The organism is Psychrobacter sp. GW64-MNA-CIBAN-0177 (assembly GCF_040309585.1).
Lineage (GTDB): Bacteria > Pseudomonadota > Gammaproteobacteria > Pseudomonadales > Moraxellaceae > Psychrobacter > Psychrobacter okhotskensis.
In genome coordinates, this window is sequence record NZ_JBEOOY010000001.1 from 166,596 (window position 1) to 186,905 (window position 20,310).

General features: G+C 45.0%; 17 protein-coding genes. 3 read left to right on the top strand and 14 right to left on the bottom strand.

The annotated features are described in order from the left end of the window. The first annotated feature begins 70 nt into the window (after positions 1–70). Positions 71–370 (top strand): DUF4298 domain-containing protein, encoded by a 300-nt coding sequence (locus tag AAEY79_RS00655; RefSeq protein WP_352286795.1) that lies wholly within the window; start codon positions 71–73, stop codon positions 368–370. A gap of 1 nt (position 371) precedes the next feature. Here the strand turns inward: AAEY79_RS00655 and AAEY79_RS00660 are convergent, their stop codons facing one another. Further along, entirely contained in the window at positions 372–1,178 is an 807-nt protein-coding gene (locus tag AAEY79_RS00660) for a sulfite exporter TauE/SafE family protein (protein WP_201565945.1), read from the bottom strand. 178 nt (positions 1,179–1,356) lie between these two features. Here AAEY79_RS00660 and AAEY79_RS00665 point away from each other — a divergent pair, with 178 nt between their 5' ends. Then, positions 1,357–2,307, top strand: coding sequence for a biotin--[acetyl-CoA-carboxylase] ligase (locus tag AAEY79_RS00665; protein WP_201565816.1), 951 nt, complete (start codon positions 1,357–1,359; stop codon positions 2,305–2,307). Positions 2,308–2,344: 37 nt separating this feature from the next. Continuing rightward, positions 2,345–3,073: a pantothenate kinase gene (locus AAEY79_RS00670; RefSeq protein WP_201565814.1), complete on the top strand. Its 729-nt coding sequence runs from the start codon at positions 2,345–2,347 to the stop codon at positions 3,071–3,073. Positions 3,074–3,164: 91 nt separating this feature from the next. Here the strand turns inward: AAEY79_RS00670 and AAEY79_RS00675 are convergent, their stop codons facing one another. From AAEY79_RS00675 to AAEY79_RS00735, 13 genes are all read right to left on the bottom strand, one after another. Beyond that, complete coding sequence (locus AAEY79_RS00675; protein ID WP_201565812.1) at positions 3,165–3,650, bottom strand: energy transducer TonB; 486 nt, start codon at positions 3,648–3,650, stop codon at positions 3,165–3,167. Positions 3,651–3,773: 123 nt separating this feature from the next. Next, positions 3,774–4,961: an isovaleryl-CoA dehydrogenase gene (locus AAEY79_RS00680; protein WP_025651649.1), complete on the bottom strand. Its 1,188-nt coding sequence runs from the start codon at positions 4,959–4,961 to the stop codon at positions 3,774–3,776. A 79-nt stretch (positions 4,962–5,040) separates the two neighbouring features. Beyond that, on the bottom strand, positions 5,041–5,961 hold the full coding sequence (locus AAEY79_RS00685; protein ID WP_101211776.1) for a hydroxymethylglutaryl-CoA lyase: 921 nt from the start codon (positions 5,959–5,961) through the stop codon (positions 5,041–5,043). A 64-nt stretch (positions 5,962–6,025) separates the two neighbouring features. Then, positions 6,026–8,143 (bottom strand): acetyl/propionyl/methylcrotonyl-CoA carboxylase subunit alpha, encoded by a 2,118-nt coding sequence (locus AAEY79_RS00690; RefSeq protein WP_352286800.1) that lies wholly within the window; start codon positions 8,141–8,143, stop codon positions 6,026–6,028. A 166-nt stretch (positions 8,144–8,309) separates the two neighbouring features. Next, complete coding sequence (locus AAEY79_RS00695) at positions 8,310–9,104, bottom strand: enoyl-CoA hydratase/isomerase family protein (protein ID WP_201577494.1); 795 nt, start codon at positions 9,102–9,104, stop codon at positions 8,310–8,312. 256 nt (positions 9,105–9,360) lie between these two features. Beyond that, positions 9,361–10,971 (bottom strand): carboxyl transferase domain-containing protein, encoded by a 1,611-nt coding sequence (locus tag AAEY79_RS00700; RefSeq protein WP_352286804.1) that lies wholly within the window; start codon positions 10,969–10,971, stop codon positions 9,361–9,363. A 144-nt stretch (positions 10,972–11,115) separates the two neighbouring features. Continuing rightward, entirely contained in the window at positions 11,116–12,870 is a 1,755-nt protein-coding gene (locus AAEY79_RS00705; RefSeq protein ID WP_352286807.1) for an AMP-binding protein, read from the bottom strand. Positions 12,871–13,152: 282 nt separating this feature from the next. Beyond that, complete coding sequence (locus AAEY79_RS00710) at positions 13,153–14,940, bottom strand: AMP-binding protein (RefSeq protein WP_201565799.1); 1,788 nt, start codon at positions 14,938–14,940, stop codon at positions 13,153–13,155. Positions 14,941–15,282: 342 nt separating this feature from the next. Next, positions 15,283–16,509, bottom strand: a complete 1,227-nt coding sequence (locus AAEY79_RS00715) for an FAD-dependent oxidoreductase (protein ID WP_025651656.1) — start codon at positions 16,507–16,509, stop codon at positions 15,283–15,285. 212 nt (positions 16,510–16,721) lie between these two features. Continuing rightward, on the bottom strand, positions 16,722–17,453 hold the full coding sequence (locus tag AAEY79_RS00720) for an amino acid ABC transporter ATP-binding protein (RefSeq protein ID WP_173239201.1): 732 nt from the start codon (positions 17,451–17,453) through the stop codon (positions 16,722–16,724). Between the two features lie 193 nt (positions 17,454–17,646). Continuing rightward, positions 17,647–18,318, bottom strand: coding sequence for an ABC transporter permease subunit (locus AAEY79_RS00725; RefSeq protein WP_025651658.1), 672 nt, complete (start codon positions 18,316–18,318; stop codon positions 17,647–17,649). Then, positions 18,315–19,061: an amino acid ABC transporter permease gene (locus AAEY79_RS00730; protein WP_201577258.1), complete on the bottom strand. Its 747-nt coding sequence runs from the start codon at positions 19,059–19,061 to the stop codon at positions 18,315–18,317. Before AAEY79_RS00730 ends, AAEY79_RS00725 begins: the two co-directional genes overlap by 4 nt. A 99-nt stretch (positions 19,062–19,160) precedes the next feature. Beyond that, positions 19,161–20,141 (bottom strand): glutamate/aspartate ABC transporter substrate-binding protein, encoded by a 981-nt coding sequence (locus AAEY79_RS00735; RefSeq protein ID WP_198015427.1) that lies wholly within the window; start codon positions 20,139–20,141, stop codon positions 19,161–19,163. Positions 20,142–20,310: the final 169 nt, after the last annotated feature.

The following is a 20,310-nucleotide window of genomic DNA, read 5'->3' on the forward strand; positions in this document are numbered from 1 at the left end:
TGTGAAGGATGCTATAATAGGGCTGAAATAATAATCATTCATATAACTATCAAAAAATAAGAGTATAAAAATGACTGATTATAATCCGCAAGAACTACAACAAAAATATGAAGAATGGTGTGAGCTACATCGTAAACAGCTTGAGGCGCAACAGCAGTTCTTAAAAGCTGAAACATTGCAAAACGAATTAAAAGATTACTATCTTAATCCGCAATGGATGGCGGATCGTGAAGCGGATCTGCCAATTGAGCACTCGGGCAAAGAGCACTCTATCTTTAGTGAAGATACGCTATGGAGTATGCTCAGCGACCATGATGAGTTAGCAAGAAAGTGGATGCGTTTGGGGCTAGATGCGATTGATAAGAAGTAACTTAAATCACCCCAATCCCACTTAACAATAACTGACCACCAGCAAATAATAACAATATGCCAAAGGCACGCTTAAGCGTTAGCGCAGGTAATACATGGGCAAGCTTGGCACCGACTTTTGCCATAGCGAAGCTAACGACTGAAATACATATAAAGCCTGTAATATGGACAAAGCCTATCGTGCCCTGAGGCAAATTGACCACATCTTGCCCGAACCATGCAAATCCTGCTGCGCCAGCCAATGCAATTGGCAAACCACAAGCCGCTGAAGTGCCGACCGATTGCTTCATCGGCAGTCCCGCCCAGTTTAAAAACGGCACGGTTAAGCTCCCACCACCAATCCCGAAGATAGACGATGCCATACCAATACCTGTACCCGCGCCAAACTGCACACCAGCGGACGGCAACAGCTTACTACCTAACTGCTCTTTGTTAGAGAAGAACAACATCTTTAAAGCGACCAATAACGCCCCGACACCGATGATGGCTTGTAATACCTTACCGTCAATCATGTCAGCAACACCTGCGCCAACGAGGCTACCGATGACCAAGCCCAACGCCATTTTGCGCCATACTTCCCAGCGTACACCGCCGCGCTTATTATGCGCAGTCAATGAGCTAATCGAAGTCACAACGATGGTCGCCAGTGACGTGCCAATCGCCAAATGAGTCACCACTTCAGGAGGGAAATGATACGCAGTAAAAATCCATACCAATGCTGGTACGATAATCATGCCGCCGCCGACGCCAAACAAACCTGCGCTGACCCCAGCAAACGCCCCTGCAATGACAAACCACACATACAACATCATAGTACTACCTTTTATAATGGTTATTTTTAGATGATAATAACCAGCGCCTGCGCGTCATTAGTATTCAAGTCGTGACAATTCTGCCGATGGCTGTCATTTTTAAAATTGCCTTAGTATATCAAATGCTATCTTAAAGACTCGATTAAACCTTATATGAACTACAGCGACTAAATTTATGCCGTTATCTATATCTATGCCGTCACCAGCCAATTATTCCGTCCATTTACCCGAACTTACCCATCGTCATGTGACCAGCAGCGCCTCTACCAATAGTGAGCTGATAGACGCTGTGCAAGATGCTACGCTGGATGCTACTGAATTGCATCTATTAACGGCTGAGACCCAAAGCGCAGGACGCGGGCAGCGCGGTCGTTCATGGCAATCACCGCGCGGCAATGTCTATCTGTCGTTATATCATCCAGTACACATGCCCATTAGCGGTTTATTATCGTTAATTATCGGCGTCGAGTTGGCAAAAATGCCTATTATCCAAAGGTTAAATGAACAATTACGCGCGCAAGGTTTAATCCCTATTGGCGTAAAATGGGCCAATGACTTGGGCTTTTATCAAAATTCATCTGAAGCAGATAAAGCTGAACCAGACACGCAAATTATCCAATTTAATAAGCTTGCAGGTATTTTAATTGAACCAGTTTGGAAGGCAGGAAAATTGGTTGGTGTGGTCATGGGCGTTGGATTGAATGTACAAGCTGCGCCAAAACTAACCGCGCAGACTTGCGAAGGCATGAGCTATCAAGCCATTAGCTTACAAGATATTTACGGCATGCTTGAATCAGATTACGCGTACAATTTACCAACCTTACAGACGCTTTATCAACAAATTAGTGAAGCGTTACTGGCGGCTATGACGCGCTTTGAGCATTTTGATATAGAAAGACCCACTGGGCATACTTACTATTTAGATAGCTTTTTGCAAGAGTTTGCGACGATGGATGCACTGGCAGGTCTGCGATTACGTGTCAGCCAAGACCATGATGATAATTCGCATGTCATCACTGGTGACGCCTGCAGTATTGATACAAACGGCTGTTTGCAATTGCGTGAAGATAACGGTAAGATTTCTGCGCTTTTTACCGGTCGTATTGATGTGATTCGTGAAGCTTAAACCGCATACTTAACGAGCACCATATAAAGGGATTTTTATGCTCTGGTTAGATCTTGGCAATACCCGTCTTAAATACTGGCTCACCGATGATATCGGGCAAATAGTCGCGCACGATGCCAAGCAGCACTTGCAAGCGCCTGCCGAATTACTCATGGGTCTGACCGATCGTTTTGAGCGTTATGCGCCTGATTTCATTGGTATCTCATCGGTGCTGGGCGACGATTTGAATGTTAAAGTGTCAGAGACGTTAGGTCGTCTGAATATTCCGTTTGAGTTTGTCCATGTTGATGCGGCACACCCATTGATGCGTAGCGCCTACAATGACGAGCAGCTCGGCTGTGATCGTTGGCTACAAATGCTGGGCGCAGTTGATAAGAAAAAGCGCCAGTGCGTGATTGGTTGCGGTACAGCGGTGACGATTGATTTGATTGATCACGCTGAACATTTAGGCGGTTATATTTTCCCAAGCATCTATCTGCAACGTGAATCACTATTCTCTGGTACCAAGCAAATTACTATCTCTAACGGTACTTTTGATAGTGTCAGTCAGGGCACCACCACGCAAGATGCGGTCCATCGTGGGATATTATTGTCCATCGTTGGGGCGATCAATGAGATTAGCCATCGTCATCCCAACTTTGAGCTCATCATGACTGGTGGTGATGCTCATATCATCGCGCAACATGTCAATCGCCCAGTGCGCCTGCGCGATGATTTATTGTTAAATGGTCTGGCACGTTATTTTGATCATAGTAAACAGATATAGTGTTTTGAGCGTTTGTATAAATAAAAAAAGCAGTACGTTTTAAGCGTACTGCTTTTTTTGGTTTAAATACGTCTAACTTCTCTATTACTACCTATGGCACTGTAAAAATGATAGGTAAGCTAAAACTTGCCCTTACGGCTTTTCCTTTAACCATGACTGGTTTCATTCTGCCGCTTCTTACCTGTCGAATAGCATTCTCATCCAAGCATTGATTACCGCTGCTTTTTTTGACTTGTACTCTAGTAATTTTGCCTTGTTTATCAACCGATCCATCTAACAAGAGAGTGAGCTTATCGCCGGTACTCACAGTGTTTATACAATGAGATTCGATTCTCAAAATAGGTCTTACTACCCAATTTGCATTGCTAATAGAAATTTGAGTAACGGGTTCAAAATTAGACAAATCAACCAACTCTGCCTGTGCAGGCATCGTACTTACTGACAGCGTAAATAATGTAAATAAGGTGACTAACAGGCCATAAGCACTGATAGATTTTATACTGGTTAGAAAGTGAAAAACTGTATCGTTAGAAGCTATGTGATTAACAGCTAACTTAATATTTAATTTACGAGTCATTATAAAAGTCTTTTATCCAAATCATTAAAAAGTGCCACGCTATGAGACATATAACGTAGCACATTTTTAGATCTTAGAGCAGAAAAATTCGATAAAAGTTAACTTTTAATTCGCCATTAAACTTTACTTAGTCTCGTTAAACAACTCACGACCAACCAGCATACGGCGAATCTCGCTGGTACCTGCACCGATTTCATAGAGTTTGGCATCACGCCAGAAACGACCTAGCGGATACTCATTGGTATAGCCATTACCGCCAAAGATTTGAATGCCTTCACCTGCCATCCAAGTGGCTTTTTCGGCACACCATAAAATCACACTGGCGCAATCTTTACGCACTTCTCGACTATGACCAGCACCGCGTTGATCTAACATGTCGAGATTTTTACCAACGGTGTATAAGAAGCTACGCCCCGCCTGCAAGATGGTATACATGTCCGCGACTTTACCTTGGATAAGCTGAAACTCACCAATCGCTTGACCAAATTGCTTGCGATCATGGATATAAGGAACGACATTATCCATCACTGCCTGCATGATTCCGATAGGACCAGCTGCTAATACCGCGCGCTCGTAATCTAGACCACTCATCAGTACCTTAACGCCTTCGTTGAGGCCGCCTAAAATATTCTCTTTAGGGACTTCAACATTGTTAAAGGTCATCTCACCTGTATGGCTACCGCGCATGCCTAATTTGTCTAGCTTTTGCGCGGTACCAAAACCTTCCATGCCTTTTTCAACGATAAATGCCGTCATGCCTTTCGCACCCATTTCTGGATTGGTCTTAGCATAAACCACCATTACGTCCGCATCAGGACCATTGGTAATCCACATTTTGCTGCCGTTTAAAATGTAGCCACCGTCTTTTTCTTCGGCTTTTAGCTTCATGCTGACCACATCTGAGCCAGCGCCCGTTTCACTCATCGCTAGCGCACCAATGAATTCACCGCTAATGAGTTTCGGCAGATATTTTTGCTTTTGTTCCTCTGAACCATTGCGTTTAATTTGGTTGATACACAGATTAGAGTGCGCACCGTAGCTCAGCGCCACGGACGCAGAAGCGCGGCTAATCTCTTCCATTGCGACCATATGAGCGACGTAGCCCATATCAGAACCGCCGTACTCTTCAGGAACAGTGATACCATGCAAACCTAAGTCACCCATCTTTTGCCACAAATCCATTGGGAATTCATCGCTGCTGTCAATCTCAGCCGCACGCGGGGCAATTTCTTTCGCTGCAAACTGCTGTACCACATCACGTAACGCGTCGATATCTTCGCCAAGCTGAAAATTCAATCCAGGTAAACTCATAACTATTCCTTGTATTTTGATGTTTTAAATATTAAATATTAATTCGTCTTTAAAGCCATTATATTTTTAGCGCATTTAATTAGGACTGACGCTTATTGATCAACGCACGGGCCACGCTTGACCCATTGCGGCGACCTAGAAACTCACTGATACGCTCGCCAGCTACGACCAGTCTATCCAAGTCAATACCAGTACTGATACCCATGCCATGCAGCATATAGACAACGTCTTCGGTAGCGACATTACCCGTTGCGCCTTTGGCATATGGACAACCGCCAAGCCCAGCCACTGAGGTATCGAATTCGCTGACGCCCATCTGTAGTGCGGCTAAGGTATTACTGACTGCTTGACCATAAGTATCATGGAAATGGCCTGATAGCATAGCGATGTCGGCATATTCTAAAGCGGCTTGTAGCGCGCGCTGTACTTTCAGCGGCGTACCTACCCCAATCGTATCGGCAATACCAATCTGTTCTGAACCAATCTCAACCAAACGCTTAGTCACATAAGCCACTTGGCTAGGGTCAATCTCGCCTTCATAAGGGCAACCGACCGTGCAAGAGATAACACCGCGCACTTTGATGCCCTGCTCTTTTGCGGCAGCGGCAACGGGTGCAAAACGTTCAATACTTTCATCAATACTGCAATTGATGTTTTTTTGACTAAAGGTTTCACTGGCTGAGCCAAAAATTACTATTTCATCAGGACGATGTACAATGGCATTTTCAAAACCGCGCATATTTGGCACGAGTACCGAATACATAACGTCATCATGCCTATTATCTGCAAGCGCGGTCATTAGCTCACTGTTGTCGCCCATTTGCGGCACCCATTTTGGCGAGACAAAGCTGGTCGCCTCAAGCTTCTTGACGCCTGCTGCGATTAAATCGTTGATAAGCGTTTGCTTAACCGCCGTCGGTACCGTCATGGCTTCGTTTTGTAGGCCATCACGTGGGCTGACATCTACGATGGTGACATGGTCTGGATACGAATGGCTCATGGTTATTATCCTTTCATTGTTCTTATACTTCAGTTCTTATACTTCAGTTCTTATACTTCAGTTCTTAAGCTTCGCTAGCTTCCGTGTCAATACGCAGTAACTCATCACCATCAGCAACCGAGTCACCCGCCGCAAATAACAATTCTGCCACCACACCGTCAGTTGGTGCTGTAATGGTATGTTCAATTTTCATCGCTTCAATAACGGCGAGTGGCTCGCCTTTCTTCACGCTATCGCCGACAGCCACTTTAAAGGCAACGACCTGCCCTGGCATTGGTGACTTCAAACTACCGACCGCTGCAGACTCTTCGCCCACATGCGCCATGATATCAATCAGTGCAATCTCGTCACGACCGCTATCTGTGAATACGTAGACCGTCTCGTTATTTACCCAGCTTTGGGCACTGATACGTGCACCTTCTAACCATAAAGTATGATTGTGCGCGTCACTGCTATCATAGCTGATCTGACCTTCATAAACCGTTTCGGTCTGAGCGGCTACATTGACATTATCTTGAGTGTCGTTACTCGCGATCTCTTTTTCAATGACCAACGTAAAGCTGCTGGTATTTTCAGCACCCTTTTTACTATCAGAATAATGGGCATTATGCCAATTGCTAATACGTGCTTGGTACGCTTGCTCATCATATATCAAGCTGAACGATCTCGCATAATCGTTATAAGCACGGAAACCAGTAGGCTTACTAAACGGATCTGTATCTTGTGCAATCCCTTCACTGGCAAGCTGCTGAGCAATGGCAGTCACAGCAAGCGTCGATAACTGAAGCGGATGCTGGTTAAACAGCTCGTCTGCCTCACGCTCTATCAATGCGGTATCGAGGTTGGCTTTACTAAACGACTCGGTATTGAGAATGTAGCGCAAAAACGCCACGTTAGTCGGCAAACCAACGATGCGTGTTTGTCCGAGTGCTCGATCGAGTTTAGCCAATGCTTGCTCACGAGTGGGCGCATGAACGATAAGCTTGGCAATCATAGAGTCGTAGAACGGGCTAATCACATCGCCCTCGCGCACCCCATCATCGATACGCACGCCTGCGCTGTCGTTATTAATAACAAAGGTGCTATGCTCAGGTTTTTGATAAGTAAATAAAGTACCTGTCGCTGGCAAAAAACCATTGTCAGGGTTTTCAGCACAGATACGCGCTTCAATCGCATGACCGTTGATGGCTAGCTCTTCTTGCTTTTTCGGTAAAGGCTTACCCGCTGCGACCAAGAGTTGCCACTCGACCAAATCGACACCCGTAATGGCTTCACTAACCGGATGCTCAACTTGCAGACGGGTATTCATTTCCATGAAATAAAAATTCATAGAGCCTTCGCGCTGCTCAACGATAAATTCAACCGTGCCTGCACCGAAATAATTGACCGCACGCGCCGCTTCAATAGCTGCTGTGCCCATCGCCTCACGCATTGTAGCGTCAACACCTGGAGCTGGCGCTTCCTCTAATACCTTTTGATGGCGGCGTTGTACCGAGCAATCACGCTCAAACAGATGCACATAGTTGCCATGCGTATCACCAAATACTTGAATTTCGATATGGCGTGGTTTTAGGGCGTACTTTTCAATCAATATTTGGTCATTGCCAAAACTGGTGATGGCTTCGCGGCGACAGGAGTCCAACAGGTCAATAAAATCGCTGCTCTCTTCAACGATACGCATGCCTTTACCGCCACCGCCCGCACTGGCTTTAATCAATACTGGATAGCCAATGCTATCCGCTTGCTGTTTTAAAAACTCGGCATCTTGATTGTCACCATGATAACCCGGTATCAGTGGCACGCCAGCGGCTTCCATCAAACGCTTGGACTCAGACTTGCCGCCCATCGCGCGAATCGCATCAGCGGATGGACCAATAAAGACCAAACCTGCATCCTGACAGGCTTGCGCAAAATCGGCGTTTTCACTTAAAAAACCATAACCGGGGTGAATTGCTTGTGCACCAGTCTCTTTAGCAATCGCAATAATAGCATCGCCTTTAAGATAGCTGTCTTTGGGAGACGATCCGCCCAAATAAACGGCTTCGTCACAGACAGCGACATGCTTAGCTTCACGGTCAGCATCAGAATAAACAGCGACGGTGTTTACACCCAGACGCTTGGCAGTTGCTGCAACACGGCAGGCAATTTCACCACGGTTGGCGATTAGAATTTTAGAAAACATAACTATCCCTGTGTCTTGTCGTTTTTATCGTTTTTAACATTCGTTTGTGACATTAATTAATAATGATAAATAATAAAATATAGGTTGATGTTGACGTGTGACTGTTTTAAAAAAAATGGCATCTGCTATTAATTTAACGTCAATTTAACAAAAGTCTCTTCTATTATTAATCTGCGGTCAGCCAATCAGGCTTGCGCTTCTGTAAAAATGCTTGCACGCCTTCCTTACCTTGCTCTGATGAACGGATATCAGCGATGCCTTTTACCGTAGCGGCAATCAATTCATCGGTAATGGGTGCGCCCGTGACTTCATGCAACAAACGTTTGCAGGTTTTGACCGCGTCGGGGCTGTTTTTGACCACTTTATCGCAAAACGCCGCAACGGCATCGTCAAGCGACTCTTCGCTGACGCGTTCATGGACAAAGCCCAACTGACGCGCCTTTTTAGCATCGAATACTTCTGCACTTAAAAAATAGCGCTGCGAAGCTCGTGCGCCCAATGCCTTTATCACATAAGGGCTAATCGTTGCAGGCGCTAACCCTAAACGCACTTCACTCAAGCAGAAATTGGCGATTCTCACCGCGATTGCTACATCACAAACGGCGACTAAACCCATACCACCTGCATAGACATCACCTTGTATAGCAGCTATCGTTGGCTTAGGACATTCATAAATGGTCTTAAGCATTTGCGCGAGCTTATCCGCATCGGCTAGATTCTCTTCATAGCTATAATCTGCCATCGCGCGCATCCAGTTCAGATCCGCGCCAGCACAGAAGGCTTTACCAGCAGCCGCTAAGACGATGACGCGTACTTGCTCATCATTACCAAGCGTCTTAAAAGCATGGGTCAACTCAGCAATCATTTCATCGTTAAAGGCATTACGTATCTCAGGACGATTTAATGTTACCGTAGCCACGTGCTGCTCAATATCGACCAATAGGCTTTTATAATTATTCATATAGGTTTTTCTCAATGTTTTGTGATAACTTTTGCATGTCTTTTTTTACAGATAGTTTTGCGTAATGTTCTTTTTTACTTCTAACACCGTCATTCTATCTTCGAAAAGAAATGGGTGACTGGTAGAAATTTTCGCAGCCTCTGTCGGCATAGGTACAGCACGCAAGAAAATTTTTTTTACCAGTCACGTACTGACCTTAGTAACACAGCTTTCATTTTAAACTAAAGCATTCTCTCAACGAAAATATAATACTAATCTACATTCTAAAGACACCAAAAGCTGTCTCTTCAATCGGTGCATTGTGAGCCGCACTAAGCGCTAATGCTAGTACATTACGGGTATCGGCAGGATCAATAACCCCATCATCCCAGAGACGTGCCGTTGCATAATATGGATGACCTTGCTTTTCATACATATCGAGAATTGGGGCTTTAAATGCTGCTTCGTCCTCGCTACTCCATTCCTCGCCTTTACGGTCGAAATTATCACGCTTGACGGTCGCCAGTACTGAGGCTGCTTGCTCACCGCCCATTACAGAGATACGCGCATTTGGCCACATCCATAAGAAACGTGGGCTATAAGCACGGCCGCACATGCCGTAGTTACCGGCACCGAATGAGCCGCCAACGATGACGGTAAATTTCGGCACTTTCGCGTTAGCAACCGCCATCACCATTTTGGCGCCATGACGAGCAATCCCTTCGTTTTCGTATTTTCGACCAACCATAAAACCAGTTATGTTTTGCAGGAATATCAACGGGATTTTACGCTTACAGCACAGCTCAATGAAATGTGTGCCTTTTTGCGCCGACTCACTAAACAAGATGCCATTGTTAGCGATGATGCCAACTGGCATACCTTCGATATGAGCAAAACCACAAACCAGCGTGGTACCAAAGCGTGCTTTGAATTCATCAAAGGCGCTGTCATCGACGATACGAGCGATGATTTCTTTGATATCAAAGGGCTTGCGCTTATCCGTTGGAATGACGCCATATAGCTCTTTGGCATCATAGCGAGGTGGACGTGGTTTGATTTGATTTGGGATTTGTTTAGCAGGACGGTTGAGATGACTGACGATATTGCGGGCAATCGATAATGCATGAGTGTCGTTCTGCGCTAAGTGATCGACCACCCCTGACAGACGGGTATGCACATCACCGCCGCCCAAGTCTTCGGCAGTGACTTCCTCGCCTGTTGCGGCTTTTACCAGTGGTGGACCACCCAAAAAGATGGTGCCTTGGTCTTTAACGATAATAGATTCATCACTCATCGCTGGTACGTATGCGCCACCAGCGGTACAACTGCCCATAACCACTGCAATCTGTGGAATACCCGCAGCACTCATATTGGCCTGATTAAAAAAGATGCGCCCGAAGTGCTCTTTATCAGGAAACACGTCATCTTGGTTGGGTAAGTTAGCGCCGCCTGAATCCACCAAATATACACAAGGCAAGTTGTTTTCTTGCGCAATTTCTTGCGCACGTAGGTGTTTTTTGACCGTCATTGGGTAGTAAGTGCCGCCTTTTACCGTAGCATCATTACAGACAATCATACACTCAGTGCCGTTAATGCGACCGATACCGGCAATCACGCCAGCAGCGGGAATATCTTCGCCATACATATCGTGCGCTGCCATCGGAGCGACTTCTAAAAATGGCGTGCCGACATCAAGCAAACGCTCGACACGCTCACGAGGTAGTAGCTTGCCACGCGCTAAATGCTTAGCTCGGGCACGCTCTGAACCGCCTTGGACGACTTTACGCAAGTGCACATATAGGTCATCGACTACTGCTTGCATAGCGGCACTGTTTTGCTGAAATTCAGCAGCGTTTGGACTCAGTTTACTGGTTATGATAGCGCTCATGATATCCCTTTTCTTTTATACGTAAATGCGAGTAGCTTTTTATGTTATGCGAGTCATTTTAACTGTTGTTTATTTTAAGCGTTACTCACATGATTAATCCGTGATTTTCAGGTCTGGTTATTTCATACCTGACAAGCAAGCTTACTATAAGCCCAGCTCTTCTTTCATTTGTTCGATAATTTTATACTTTTGAATTTTGCCAGTGATGGTCATCGGGTATTCGGTCACAAAGCGATAGTAGGTCGGCACTTTATAATGAGCGATATGCTCGCTACAGAACTGGCGCACGTCTTCTTCAGTCAGGCAGTCAGGCTCTTTAGGAATAATCCATGCGGCCAGTACTTCACCATAACGCTCATCTGGGATGCCAACGATTTGCACATCACGAATCTTTGGATGACGATAAAGATAGTTTTCAATCTCAACTGGATAAATATTTTCACCGCCACGAATGACCATGTCTTTACTACGACCAACGATTTTGACATAGCCATCTTCATCCATGGTGGCCAAATCACCGGTATGCATCCAGCCATCTTGAATGGCTTCGCGGGTTTTAAAGCGGCTGCCCCAATAGCCTTTCATCACTGAATAACCACGGGTCAGTAGCTCGCCAGTTTCCCCTAAGGGTACAATCTCGCCCGTTTCGATATCGACGACTTTAACTTCAAGCGCAGGTTGTACCAAACCAACGGTCGATACTTGCTTCTCAAGTGGCGTATGCTCATTGGTCTGGCAGGAAACGGGACTGGTCTCAGTCATGCCATAAGCAATGGTGACCTCTTTCATATGCATCTTATCAATGACGCGGCGCATGACTTCAATCGGACAGCTAGAGCCGGCCATAATGCCAGTACGCAAAGTCGATAAATCAAAGTTTTCAAATTCAGGGTGGTCAAGCTCGGCGATAAACATCGTCGGTACGCCATGCAGACCAGTACATTTCTCTTCTTCGACGGCTTGCAGGACTGACAATGGCTCAAAACCATCGTTCGGATAAACGATACAGCCGCCATGCGTCAGAATCGCTAAGTTGCCGAGCACCATACCAAAGCAATGATATAAAGGTACTGGAATACACAGTCTGTCTTCTTCAGTGAGATTCATAGCCTCACCGATAAAGTAGCCGTTATTGAGGATATTGCGATGGCTTAACGTCGCACCTTTTGGCGTCCCTGTCGTGCCACTGGTAAATTGGACGTTAATAGCATCGGTGTTTTTAAGCTGGGCTTGACGCTCTGCAACCCGTGGATCGTTGGCATCGCCTTCCGCCATCCAAGCAGAGAACTTCTGCATAAAACCAAACGCTTCATCAGAGTTTGGTTCATCAATCCAAATAATGCGCTCAATGGTTGGAATCTCGACCAAATCAAGCTGGGTATAATCTTTATGGTAAATCTCAGGACACAGCTCACGGATGAGACCTGCATAGTCGCTGCTTTTGAAATGACGCATGAGCACGAGTGCTGAGCAGCCGAGTTTATTTAACGCATATTGCAGCTCAAAGGTACGATAGGCAGGATTGATATTGACGAGGATAACGCCGACTTTCGCGGTCGCTAATTGCATCAAAAGCCATTCAGCATTGTTGTGCGACCAGATACCGATGCGATCACCAATCTCAAGTCCCATCTCAATCATACTACTAGCCAGCTGATTGACATGCTGTTGTAACTCACGATACGTCCAGCGGATATTTTGATGGCGCACGACCAGTGCTTCGCGCTCTGGATATTTTGATACAATCGCATCAAAGAAATCACCAATGGTCGCTTCAATCAGCGGCACATCAGGACCTTTATCATAACTTTGGGTAAGTGGCGCATTTGCTGAGCGCGCGCCCATATTGATGCTGGGGATATTATTTAGAATGGTATCAAAATCAGGATTTTTAGTCATAACGAGTCCTTTCGTTTTACTTTATACGGTGCTAATGAGTTGCGTGTGATTAGAGCTTTTTCCGTTGTACAGCTCTTACCTAGCATGTCGCTACTATACCGTTATCAATGAAAGGCTGTCAATAATAGTAATACACTACGTATCATTTAAAAAGAATATATAAAATTAACGTATCATTGATTACCAAATGACCATTCTTTTATATGAATTACATTAGAAAAGCCAGCCTTATACCATAATAGTATAAAGCTGGCTTTTCCAGTTATTATTAATAGTACACGCTTATTCTAGGAGCAGTTCTTCTATCATTTGCTCAACAATTTTATATTTTTGAATTTTACCAGTCACGGTCATTGGATAGTCAGTCACAAAGCGAAAATAGGTCGGCACTTTATAATGAGCGATATGGTCACGACAAAATTGACGCACTTCTTCTTCGTTTAAGCTACCCGGCTCTTTTGGAATAATCCACGCCGCCAATACTTCACCATACTTTTTATCAGGAACACCAACGATTTGCACATCACGAATTTTTGGATGGCGATAGAGATAGTTCTCAACTTCTACTGGATAAATATTTTCGCCGCCACGAATGATCATATCTTTACTACGCCCAACCACAGTGATATAACCATCTTCGTCCATCATTGCCAAATCACCCGTGTACATCCAACCATCCTGAATGGCTTTTCGGGTTTTAAAGCGGCTACCCCAATAGCCTTTCATGACCGCGTAGCCGTATGTCAGTAATTCGCCTGTTTCTCCAATCGGGACGACATCACCCGTTTCGGTATCGACGATTTTGACCTCAAGCGCTGGCAGCACCATCCCTACTGTCGATACTCTCTTTTCAAGGGGCGTTTGCGAGCTGGTCTGACAAGAGGCTGGACTGGTCTCAGTCATTCCATAAGCAATCGTGACCTCGCTCATGTGCATCTTATCCATGACACGGCGCATGACCTCGATAGGACAGCTCAAGCCGCCCATAATACCCGTGCGCAAACTGGACAAATCAAAGCTATCAAATTCTGGATGATCGAGCTCCGCGATAAACATCGTCGGTACACCAAGCAAAGCGGTACATTTCTCCTCTTCGACCGTCTGCAATACCGTTAGCGGATCAAAACCATCGTTAGGATAAACCGCGCAACCACCGTGAGTTAAAATAGCTAAGTTGCTGCCCACCATGCCAAAGCAGTGATAGAGTGGCAATGGGATACACAACCTATCCTCCTCTGTCAGCCTCATTCCTTCGCCCATAAAATAGCCGTTATTTAGGATATTGCGATGCGTTAAGGTGACGCCTTTGGGTGTGCCGGTCGTGCCACTGGTAAACTGCACACTAATAGCGTCAGTATTCTTAAGCTGAGCTTGGCGTTCCGCTACGCGAGGGTCGTTTGCATCTCCCTCTGCCATCCACGTAGAGAACTTCTGCATAAAATTAAAGTCCTCATCGCTTTCTGGTTCATCAATCCAAATAATGCGCTCGATGGTAGGAATCTCGACCAAATCAAGCTGAGTATAGTCTTTATGATAAATTTCAGGACATAGCTCACGAATCATTTGCGTATAGTCACTGGTTTTAAAATGACGCATCAATACCAAGGCCGAGCAGCCCAGTTTATTCAGCGCATATTGCAGCTCAAACGTTCGATAAGCAGGATTGATATTGACTAAGATGACGCCAATTTTTGCTGTTGCTAATTGCATCAGCAACCATTCAGCATTGTCATGCGACCAAATAGCGATACGATCACCTATCTCAAGTCCCATCTCAATCATGGCACTGGCTAACTGATTGACTTTTTCCTGTAGCTCACGGTAAGTCCAACGGATATTTTGATGGCGAGAAACCAAGGCTTCACGCTCAGGATATTTATTGACAATGGCATCAAAAAAATCTCCGATGGTCGCCTCAATTAGCGGTACATCAAGTCCTTTGTCATGGCTTTGGGTGAGTGGCGCATTCGCTGAGCGCGCACCTATATTAACTTTGGGAACATTATTGAGAATACTGTCATTAAGAATCTTGTCATTGAGAATATTGTCGAAATCGGCAAGCTGAGTCATAACGAGTCCTTTCGTTTTACGGTTGAGGTTTTTTTAGCAGTGCTATAAAAATAGGCTACCAAAGTAAATGTGATATTTTTCCTTGAACAGTTTTTAACGCATCCTCTTTATCGCTATAGATTTATCACCACAGATTGTGATTAAACTAAACTAAGTTCTAACCAATAATACAGTGCTTTAAATTAAAGAATATCAATAATAATACGATATGTATCGATATTAGACTGAAGCGTTCTTAAGTCTAATATCGATACAAGAGATGTGGTACATGTGAATAAAAAAAGCCAGCGCTGCCTTAGGATGGCAACACTGACTTAACGTTAGAAGCTTTTCTTTTAACCATTACGATTTAAGTATAACGGGCGCTTTAATCGTTACTGTCGCACTGACTTCATTGTTATCATCTAACAAATTCATGATTAACTCTTCATCCGTTTCAGTAGTTATCTGCCAATTACCTACCGCTTGCGGTACGCCAGTAACCATGACAGAGATGGCTTTATTTTTTAGACGAATCATCGGAGGCTTATGCTCATAGCCGTCGTGGTCATGACCTAAAATATCATCGGCAATGGTCGCAGCTTGCGCACGCAGCGGTGCAACATAACGACAAGCGACGCCATTGATAGACATGCAATCACCAATGGCGTAAATACTAGAAGTATTAGTACGCAACGTTGTCGCATCAACCACGATACCGGTACGTCGATTGAATTCAACGCCAGCAGCAGCAGGCAATTTATCATCAACCGTCAAACCGGTACTGGCAATCACGTGATCGACGATTAATGGTTCGGACTGCGAAGACACTGTGTTTTGTGCATCTAATGGCTCATAGCTGACTTGTAACTTTCCAATATTGTTGCCATCACTTATTCGAATAACTTCAGTTATCTGATAGCCGCCCAAAAAGTTAATCCCTTGTGATTTGACCGCTTGAGCAATACGTGCCGTCGCTTTTGACGGTAGCATTTGTGAAAGCGGTGCATCATTTAAATCAATCAGCGTTACTTGATGACCAGCCTTGAGTAAATCCTCGGCGATTTCTGTCCCAACCATGCCCGCCCCTACAATGGCAACGTGCTGACTGCCGCTTGCTAGCTTTTCTTGCAGCTGACCAAAACGCTCAATATGATTGACGTGCCAGACCAAATCCTCAGGCAAGCTTTTTGGGAAAATAGGATGTGCGCCCATTGCCAGTACCATCTTGTCATAGCTTATCGCTGTCGATGTCTCCGACTGCGTGCTAGATGCAATCTGCAATGTTTGACTCACAGGATCAATATTTATCACATGCGTATTAGCCAACAACGTCACTTGCGCAGCCTCTGCGGCATCACTACCTGTAGCCCGCACCAAATCGGCGGCGCTTTTCTTCTGGCTAATCGCCATCGTTAGCATTGGTTTATGATAACGATCACCATTATCAGCAGTAATTAAAGTAATCGGAATGTCTTTATCTTTAGTCCGGATCGCATCAATCACGTGCCAGCCAGCCAATCCTGCGCCAACAATGACAATACCTGCCGATGGATTGCTCGCCACTACTGATGAATTTTCTACACTCATATTAGCTCCAATATCGTTTATAAATTATTTTAATTTTTGACATATTGGCTGCTATTGTATCAGTAAACAGCCATTCACTCATATATAGTCAGTCCTATATAAATCTACTGATATGCTGTGGGCACAAAAAAAGCGCCTATTAATAGACGCTATTGATAAATATTACTTATAAAAGCTTCAAATAACAAAGTAGCTGTTTTTAGTAGCCATCTCTAATGATTGAGAATCTTTGACAAGAACATCTGCGCGCGCTCACTTTTTGCGCCTTCAAAAAACTCATCTTTACTACAGTTTTCGACGATATGACCTTCATCCATAAAGATAATCCGATTGGCGACCTGACTGGCGAAGCCCATTTCATGGGTCACACACATCATGGTCATACCATCACGGGTCAGCTCTACCATCACATCGAGCACCTCTTGAATCATCTCTGGATCAAGCGCAGAGGTTGGCTCATCGAATAGCATGGCTACCGGATCCATCGCCAAGGCCCGCGCAATCGCCACCCGCTGCTGCTGACCGCCAGATAGCTCCGCAGGATATTTCGCGGCTTGTACCGTCAGTCCGACGCGGTCAAGATAGGCCATGGCTTTTTGTTTGGCCTCGCTCTCTTTACGACCCAATACCTTAATCTGCGCGACCGTCAGATTATCGATAATGGTCAAATGCGGAAACAGCTCAAAATGCTGGAATACCATTCCCACACTGCTACGCAGCTTAGGTAAATTAGTCTTAGGTGCGCCAACAGAGATACCATTAACGATAATTTGTCCTTTTTGGAAAGGCTCAAGTCCGTTAACCGTTTTAATCAAGGTGGATTTCCCACTACCTGATGGACCACAGACCACGACGACATCGCCTTTATGGACATGAGCGGTACAGTCAGTCAGCACTTGAAAGTCGCCATACCACTTACTGACACTGTCTATTTCAATGACCATCTCATCAGTCGCATGACCATTATTTGTGACCAGTCCGCCAAAGTCATTTGTATAAGTGTCAGCACTATTTATCACTGGCTCATTCATCACTGGCTCCTAACCACATTATGTTCGGTAATCATTATTAAATAAAAGTACTTTAGTAAAAGTATCAGACTCAACCTATTCAACTAAAAAGCTTTGATTAAAACGCTTAAAACCTTAAGCGCTTTTGTAATTGCTGCACGCCGATAGAGGCGCTCAAGCTGATGATAAAGTAAATTGCTCCAGCACCTAAGATATAAGGCGTCAATAGACCCATCAACTCACCACGAACGTAAGCGGCGCGGAAAAAATCCGTCAAACCAATGGCAAAAACTAGCGTCGTATCTTGGAATAAGATAATACACTGCTGCAAAATCAGTGGCAGCATCTTGCGAAATGCTTGTGGCAAAATCACAAGGCGCATGGTCTGCCCATAAGTCATGCCCAAGGCTTTAGCGGCATTAACCTGTCCACTACCAATCGACTGGATACCAGCACGCACCACTTCTGAAAAGTAAGCGGCCTCAAACATCATAAAGGCGACGACACAAGAAGCAAAAGCGGCATCAAGCTGTAGGTACTTACCTGCTACCCAAAAATAAATCATCGGTACGGCAAAATAAAACCACAGCAGCACCAATAACAATGGTACAGAGCGGAAGTAATTAACGTATAACTTTGCTGGTATTTCAAGCGCTTTGATACCTGACAAGCGCATCAATGCCAATACCGTGCCTAAACTGATGCCACCAACAATCGCCAAAAACAGTACTTTTAAAGTCATGAGCATACCGTCCATGAGACCAGGATAAGCAGTAGCAAGTTCGGTCATCATACTCATTTCTGACTCCCTGCAATAAGCCCCGGCACCCGCAGTTTGCGTTCAATAAAGCCCATAATGGCAATCAATGACAGGTTAAATACTAAATAGATAATCGTCGCATACGTATAAATCTCAATACTATTTTGCGTATACTCGCTGATGGTTTTGGTTTGGCTAATCAGCTCCATCACCCCCACTAAGGAAGCGACAGACGCGTTCTTAAAACAGTTGGTCAGCTCTGAGCTCAGCGGTGGCAAAATGATGCGGAAGGCTTGCGGTAACAGCACTTCTTTATAGACTTGTGGAATACTAAAACCCAGCGCGTAAGCGGCATTGATCTGCCCTTGGGGTAATGACTCGATACCTGTCCGTACCTGTTCGACGATACGAGCGGCGGTAAACAAACCAAGACCAATACTGGCTGAAAGCATGGCTGAAGTGTTGGGCGATAGGTCCCGATACCACCAGTCCTGTATCGCTGGTGTCAACCAGCCGGGGGCGATATAGAACCAAAAAAATAGCTGGACAAGCAAAGGAATATTACGAAAAAACGTCACATACGCCGTACCGATCGTCCGCGCGGTCTTATTGGGTAAGGTGCGCATGATACCAAAGACGGTACCGACGACTATGGCGATTGTCCAAGCAATACTACCAATCAATAGCAGCCAGCCAAGACCCGTCATCATCCAATGGATATAAAGCTCGCTACCGATACCGGTATGCTCAAAGAGCACACCCCAGTTCCAGCTATAATTCATGGTTGGCTCTCCGAGCAGCGATTGATAAGCCGACGCGCCAGATGGGTTTTACCTATGACTCTGAGCACGTCAGCAAGCTATGTGGTGGGACAAGTAACGTTATTGCGCAGTCGCAGCTTTAGGCTGAGCGCTATCATGCGGATTGGCAATCAAAGCTTTTAAGTTGTCTGACATCTCAAAGTTTAGATTGACGTTTTTCGGTGGAATTGGGTTCAAGAACCATTTGTCATAGATGCTATTAATCTCACCAGAACTATAAACATTAGCAAGCGCTTCATCGACCACAGCTTTGAACTCAGGATCATCTTTACGCATCATACAACCATAGATCTCAAACGATTGTGGCTCACCGACGATGACCCATTCATCAGGATTTTTTGCTTTGGCTTTTTCGCCAGCCAGCAATACATCATCCATCATAAAGGCATCCGCACGGCCGTTTTCTAGCATTAAGAAGCCTTCGCCATGATCTTTTGCTGAGATAATATTGGTATTCATTTTATTATCATCGTTGTACTGACGGATGTAACGCTCTGAGGTCGTACCCGATGTGGTGACTAGGGTTTTATCCTTTAAGTCAGCAAAATCATTGATACCTGAATCTTTTTTGGTCAATAGACGAGTGCCGATTTCGAAGAAACCATTGGAGAACGCTACTTGTTTTTGGCGCTCTTCGTTGTTGGTCGTTGAGCCACATTCGAAATCTACCGTACCGTTTTGTACCAATGGGATACGGGTTTGTGAGGTGATCAGGTTATAACGAATTTTTAGATCGGGCATGTTTAACTTTTGCTTGACCGCTTCCACCACTTTCATTTCTAAATCATGGGCATAGCCGATAGGCTGATTAGGATCATCAGCGATATAAGAGAATGGAATAGAGGAGTCACGGTGACCGACGACGATAGTGCCTGAATCTTTGATTTTTTGTAGCGTACCGTTAGGATTTGCTGCCGCTTCTGTGGTGGTCGCATCGCCTGCTGCTGACTCGTCAGTGGTTTGGCTGCTATTATTACAGCCCGTTAGGGCTAATGCCATAAACGCAACCAGAGTCAACGGTTTGGAGAATAAGTAGGTCATGAGATACATCCTTTTATCACAATATTGAAAGGATACTTGAGCGACATGAAGCTTATTGATTTGACAGTATCGCCCTGCATCCGTGCAGTTGTTGCTGTTATTTATCATAATGCAACTTAATGTTACTGTACAACAAATTTGCGGGTGGTGGTAAACTTTTTTTAATGAA

Bases quoted from the DNA above. Each gene is read 5' to 3' on its own strand.
- AAEY79_RS00655 (WP_352286795.1), top strand. From the start codon at position 71: ATGACTGATTATAATCCGCAAGAACTACAACAAAAATATGAAGAATGG.
- AAEY79_RS00660 (WP_201565945.1), bottom strand. From the start codon at position 1,178: ATGTTGTATGTGTGGTTTGTCATTGCAGGGGCGTTTGCTGGGGTCAGC.
- AAEY79_RS00665 (WP_201565816.1), top strand. From the start codon at position 1,357: ATGCCGTTATCTATATCTATGCCGTCACCAGCCAATTATTCCGTCCAT.
- AAEY79_RS00670 (WP_201565814.1), top strand. From the start codon at position 2,345: ATGCTCTGGTTAGATCTTGGCAATACCCGTCTTAAATACTGGCTCACC.
- AAEY79_RS00675 (WP_201565812.1), bottom strand. From the start codon at position 3,650: ATGACTCGTAAATTAAATATTAAGTTAGCTGTTAATCACATAGCTTCT.
- AAEY79_RS00680 (WP_025651649.1), bottom strand. From the start codon at position 4,961: ATGAGTTTACCTGGATTGAATTTTCAGCTTGGCGAAGATATCGACGCG.
- AAEY79_RS00685 (WP_101211776.1), bottom strand. From the start codon at position 5,961: ATGAGCCATTCGTATCCAGACCATGTCACCATCGTAGATGTCAGCCCA.
- AAEY79_RS00690 (WP_352286800.1), bottom strand. From the start codon at position 8,143: ATGTTTTCTAAAATTCTAATCGCCAACCGTGGTGAAATTGCCTGCCGT.
- AAEY79_RS00695 (WP_201577494.1), bottom strand. From the start codon at position 9,104: ATGAATAATTATAAAAGCCTATTGGTCGATATTGAGCAGCACGTGGCT.
- AAEY79_RS00700 (WP_352286804.1), bottom strand. From the start codon at position 10,971: ATGAGCGCTATCATAACCAGTAAACTGAGTCCAAACGCTGCTGAATTT.
- AAEY79_RS00705 (WP_352286807.1), bottom strand. From the start codon at position 12,870: ATGACTAAAAATCCTGATTTTGATACCATTCTAAATAATATCCCCAGC.
- AAEY79_RS00710 (WP_201565799.1), bottom strand. From the start codon at position 14,940: ATGACTCAGCTTGCCGATTTCGACAATATTCTCAATGACAAGATTCTT.
- AAEY79_RS00715 (WP_025651656.1), bottom strand. From the start codon at position 16,509: ATGAGTGTAGAAAATTCATCAGTAGTGGCGAGCAATCCATCGGCAGGT.
- AAEY79_RS00720 (WP_173239201.1), bottom strand. From the start codon at position 17,453: ATGGTCATTGAAATAGACAGTGTCAGTAAGTGGTATGGCGACTTTCAA.
- AAEY79_RS00725 (WP_025651658.1), bottom strand. From the start codon at position 18,318: ATGAGTATGATGACCGAACTTGCTACTGCTTATCCTGGTCTCATGGAC.
- AAEY79_RS00730 (WP_201577258.1), bottom strand. From the start codon at position 19,061: ATGAATTATAGCTGGAACTGGGGTGTGCTCTTTGAGCATACCGGTATC.
- AAEY79_RS00735 (WP_198015427.1), bottom strand. From the start codon at position 20,141: ATGACCTACTTATTCTCCAAACCGTTGACTCTGGTTGCGTTTATGGCA.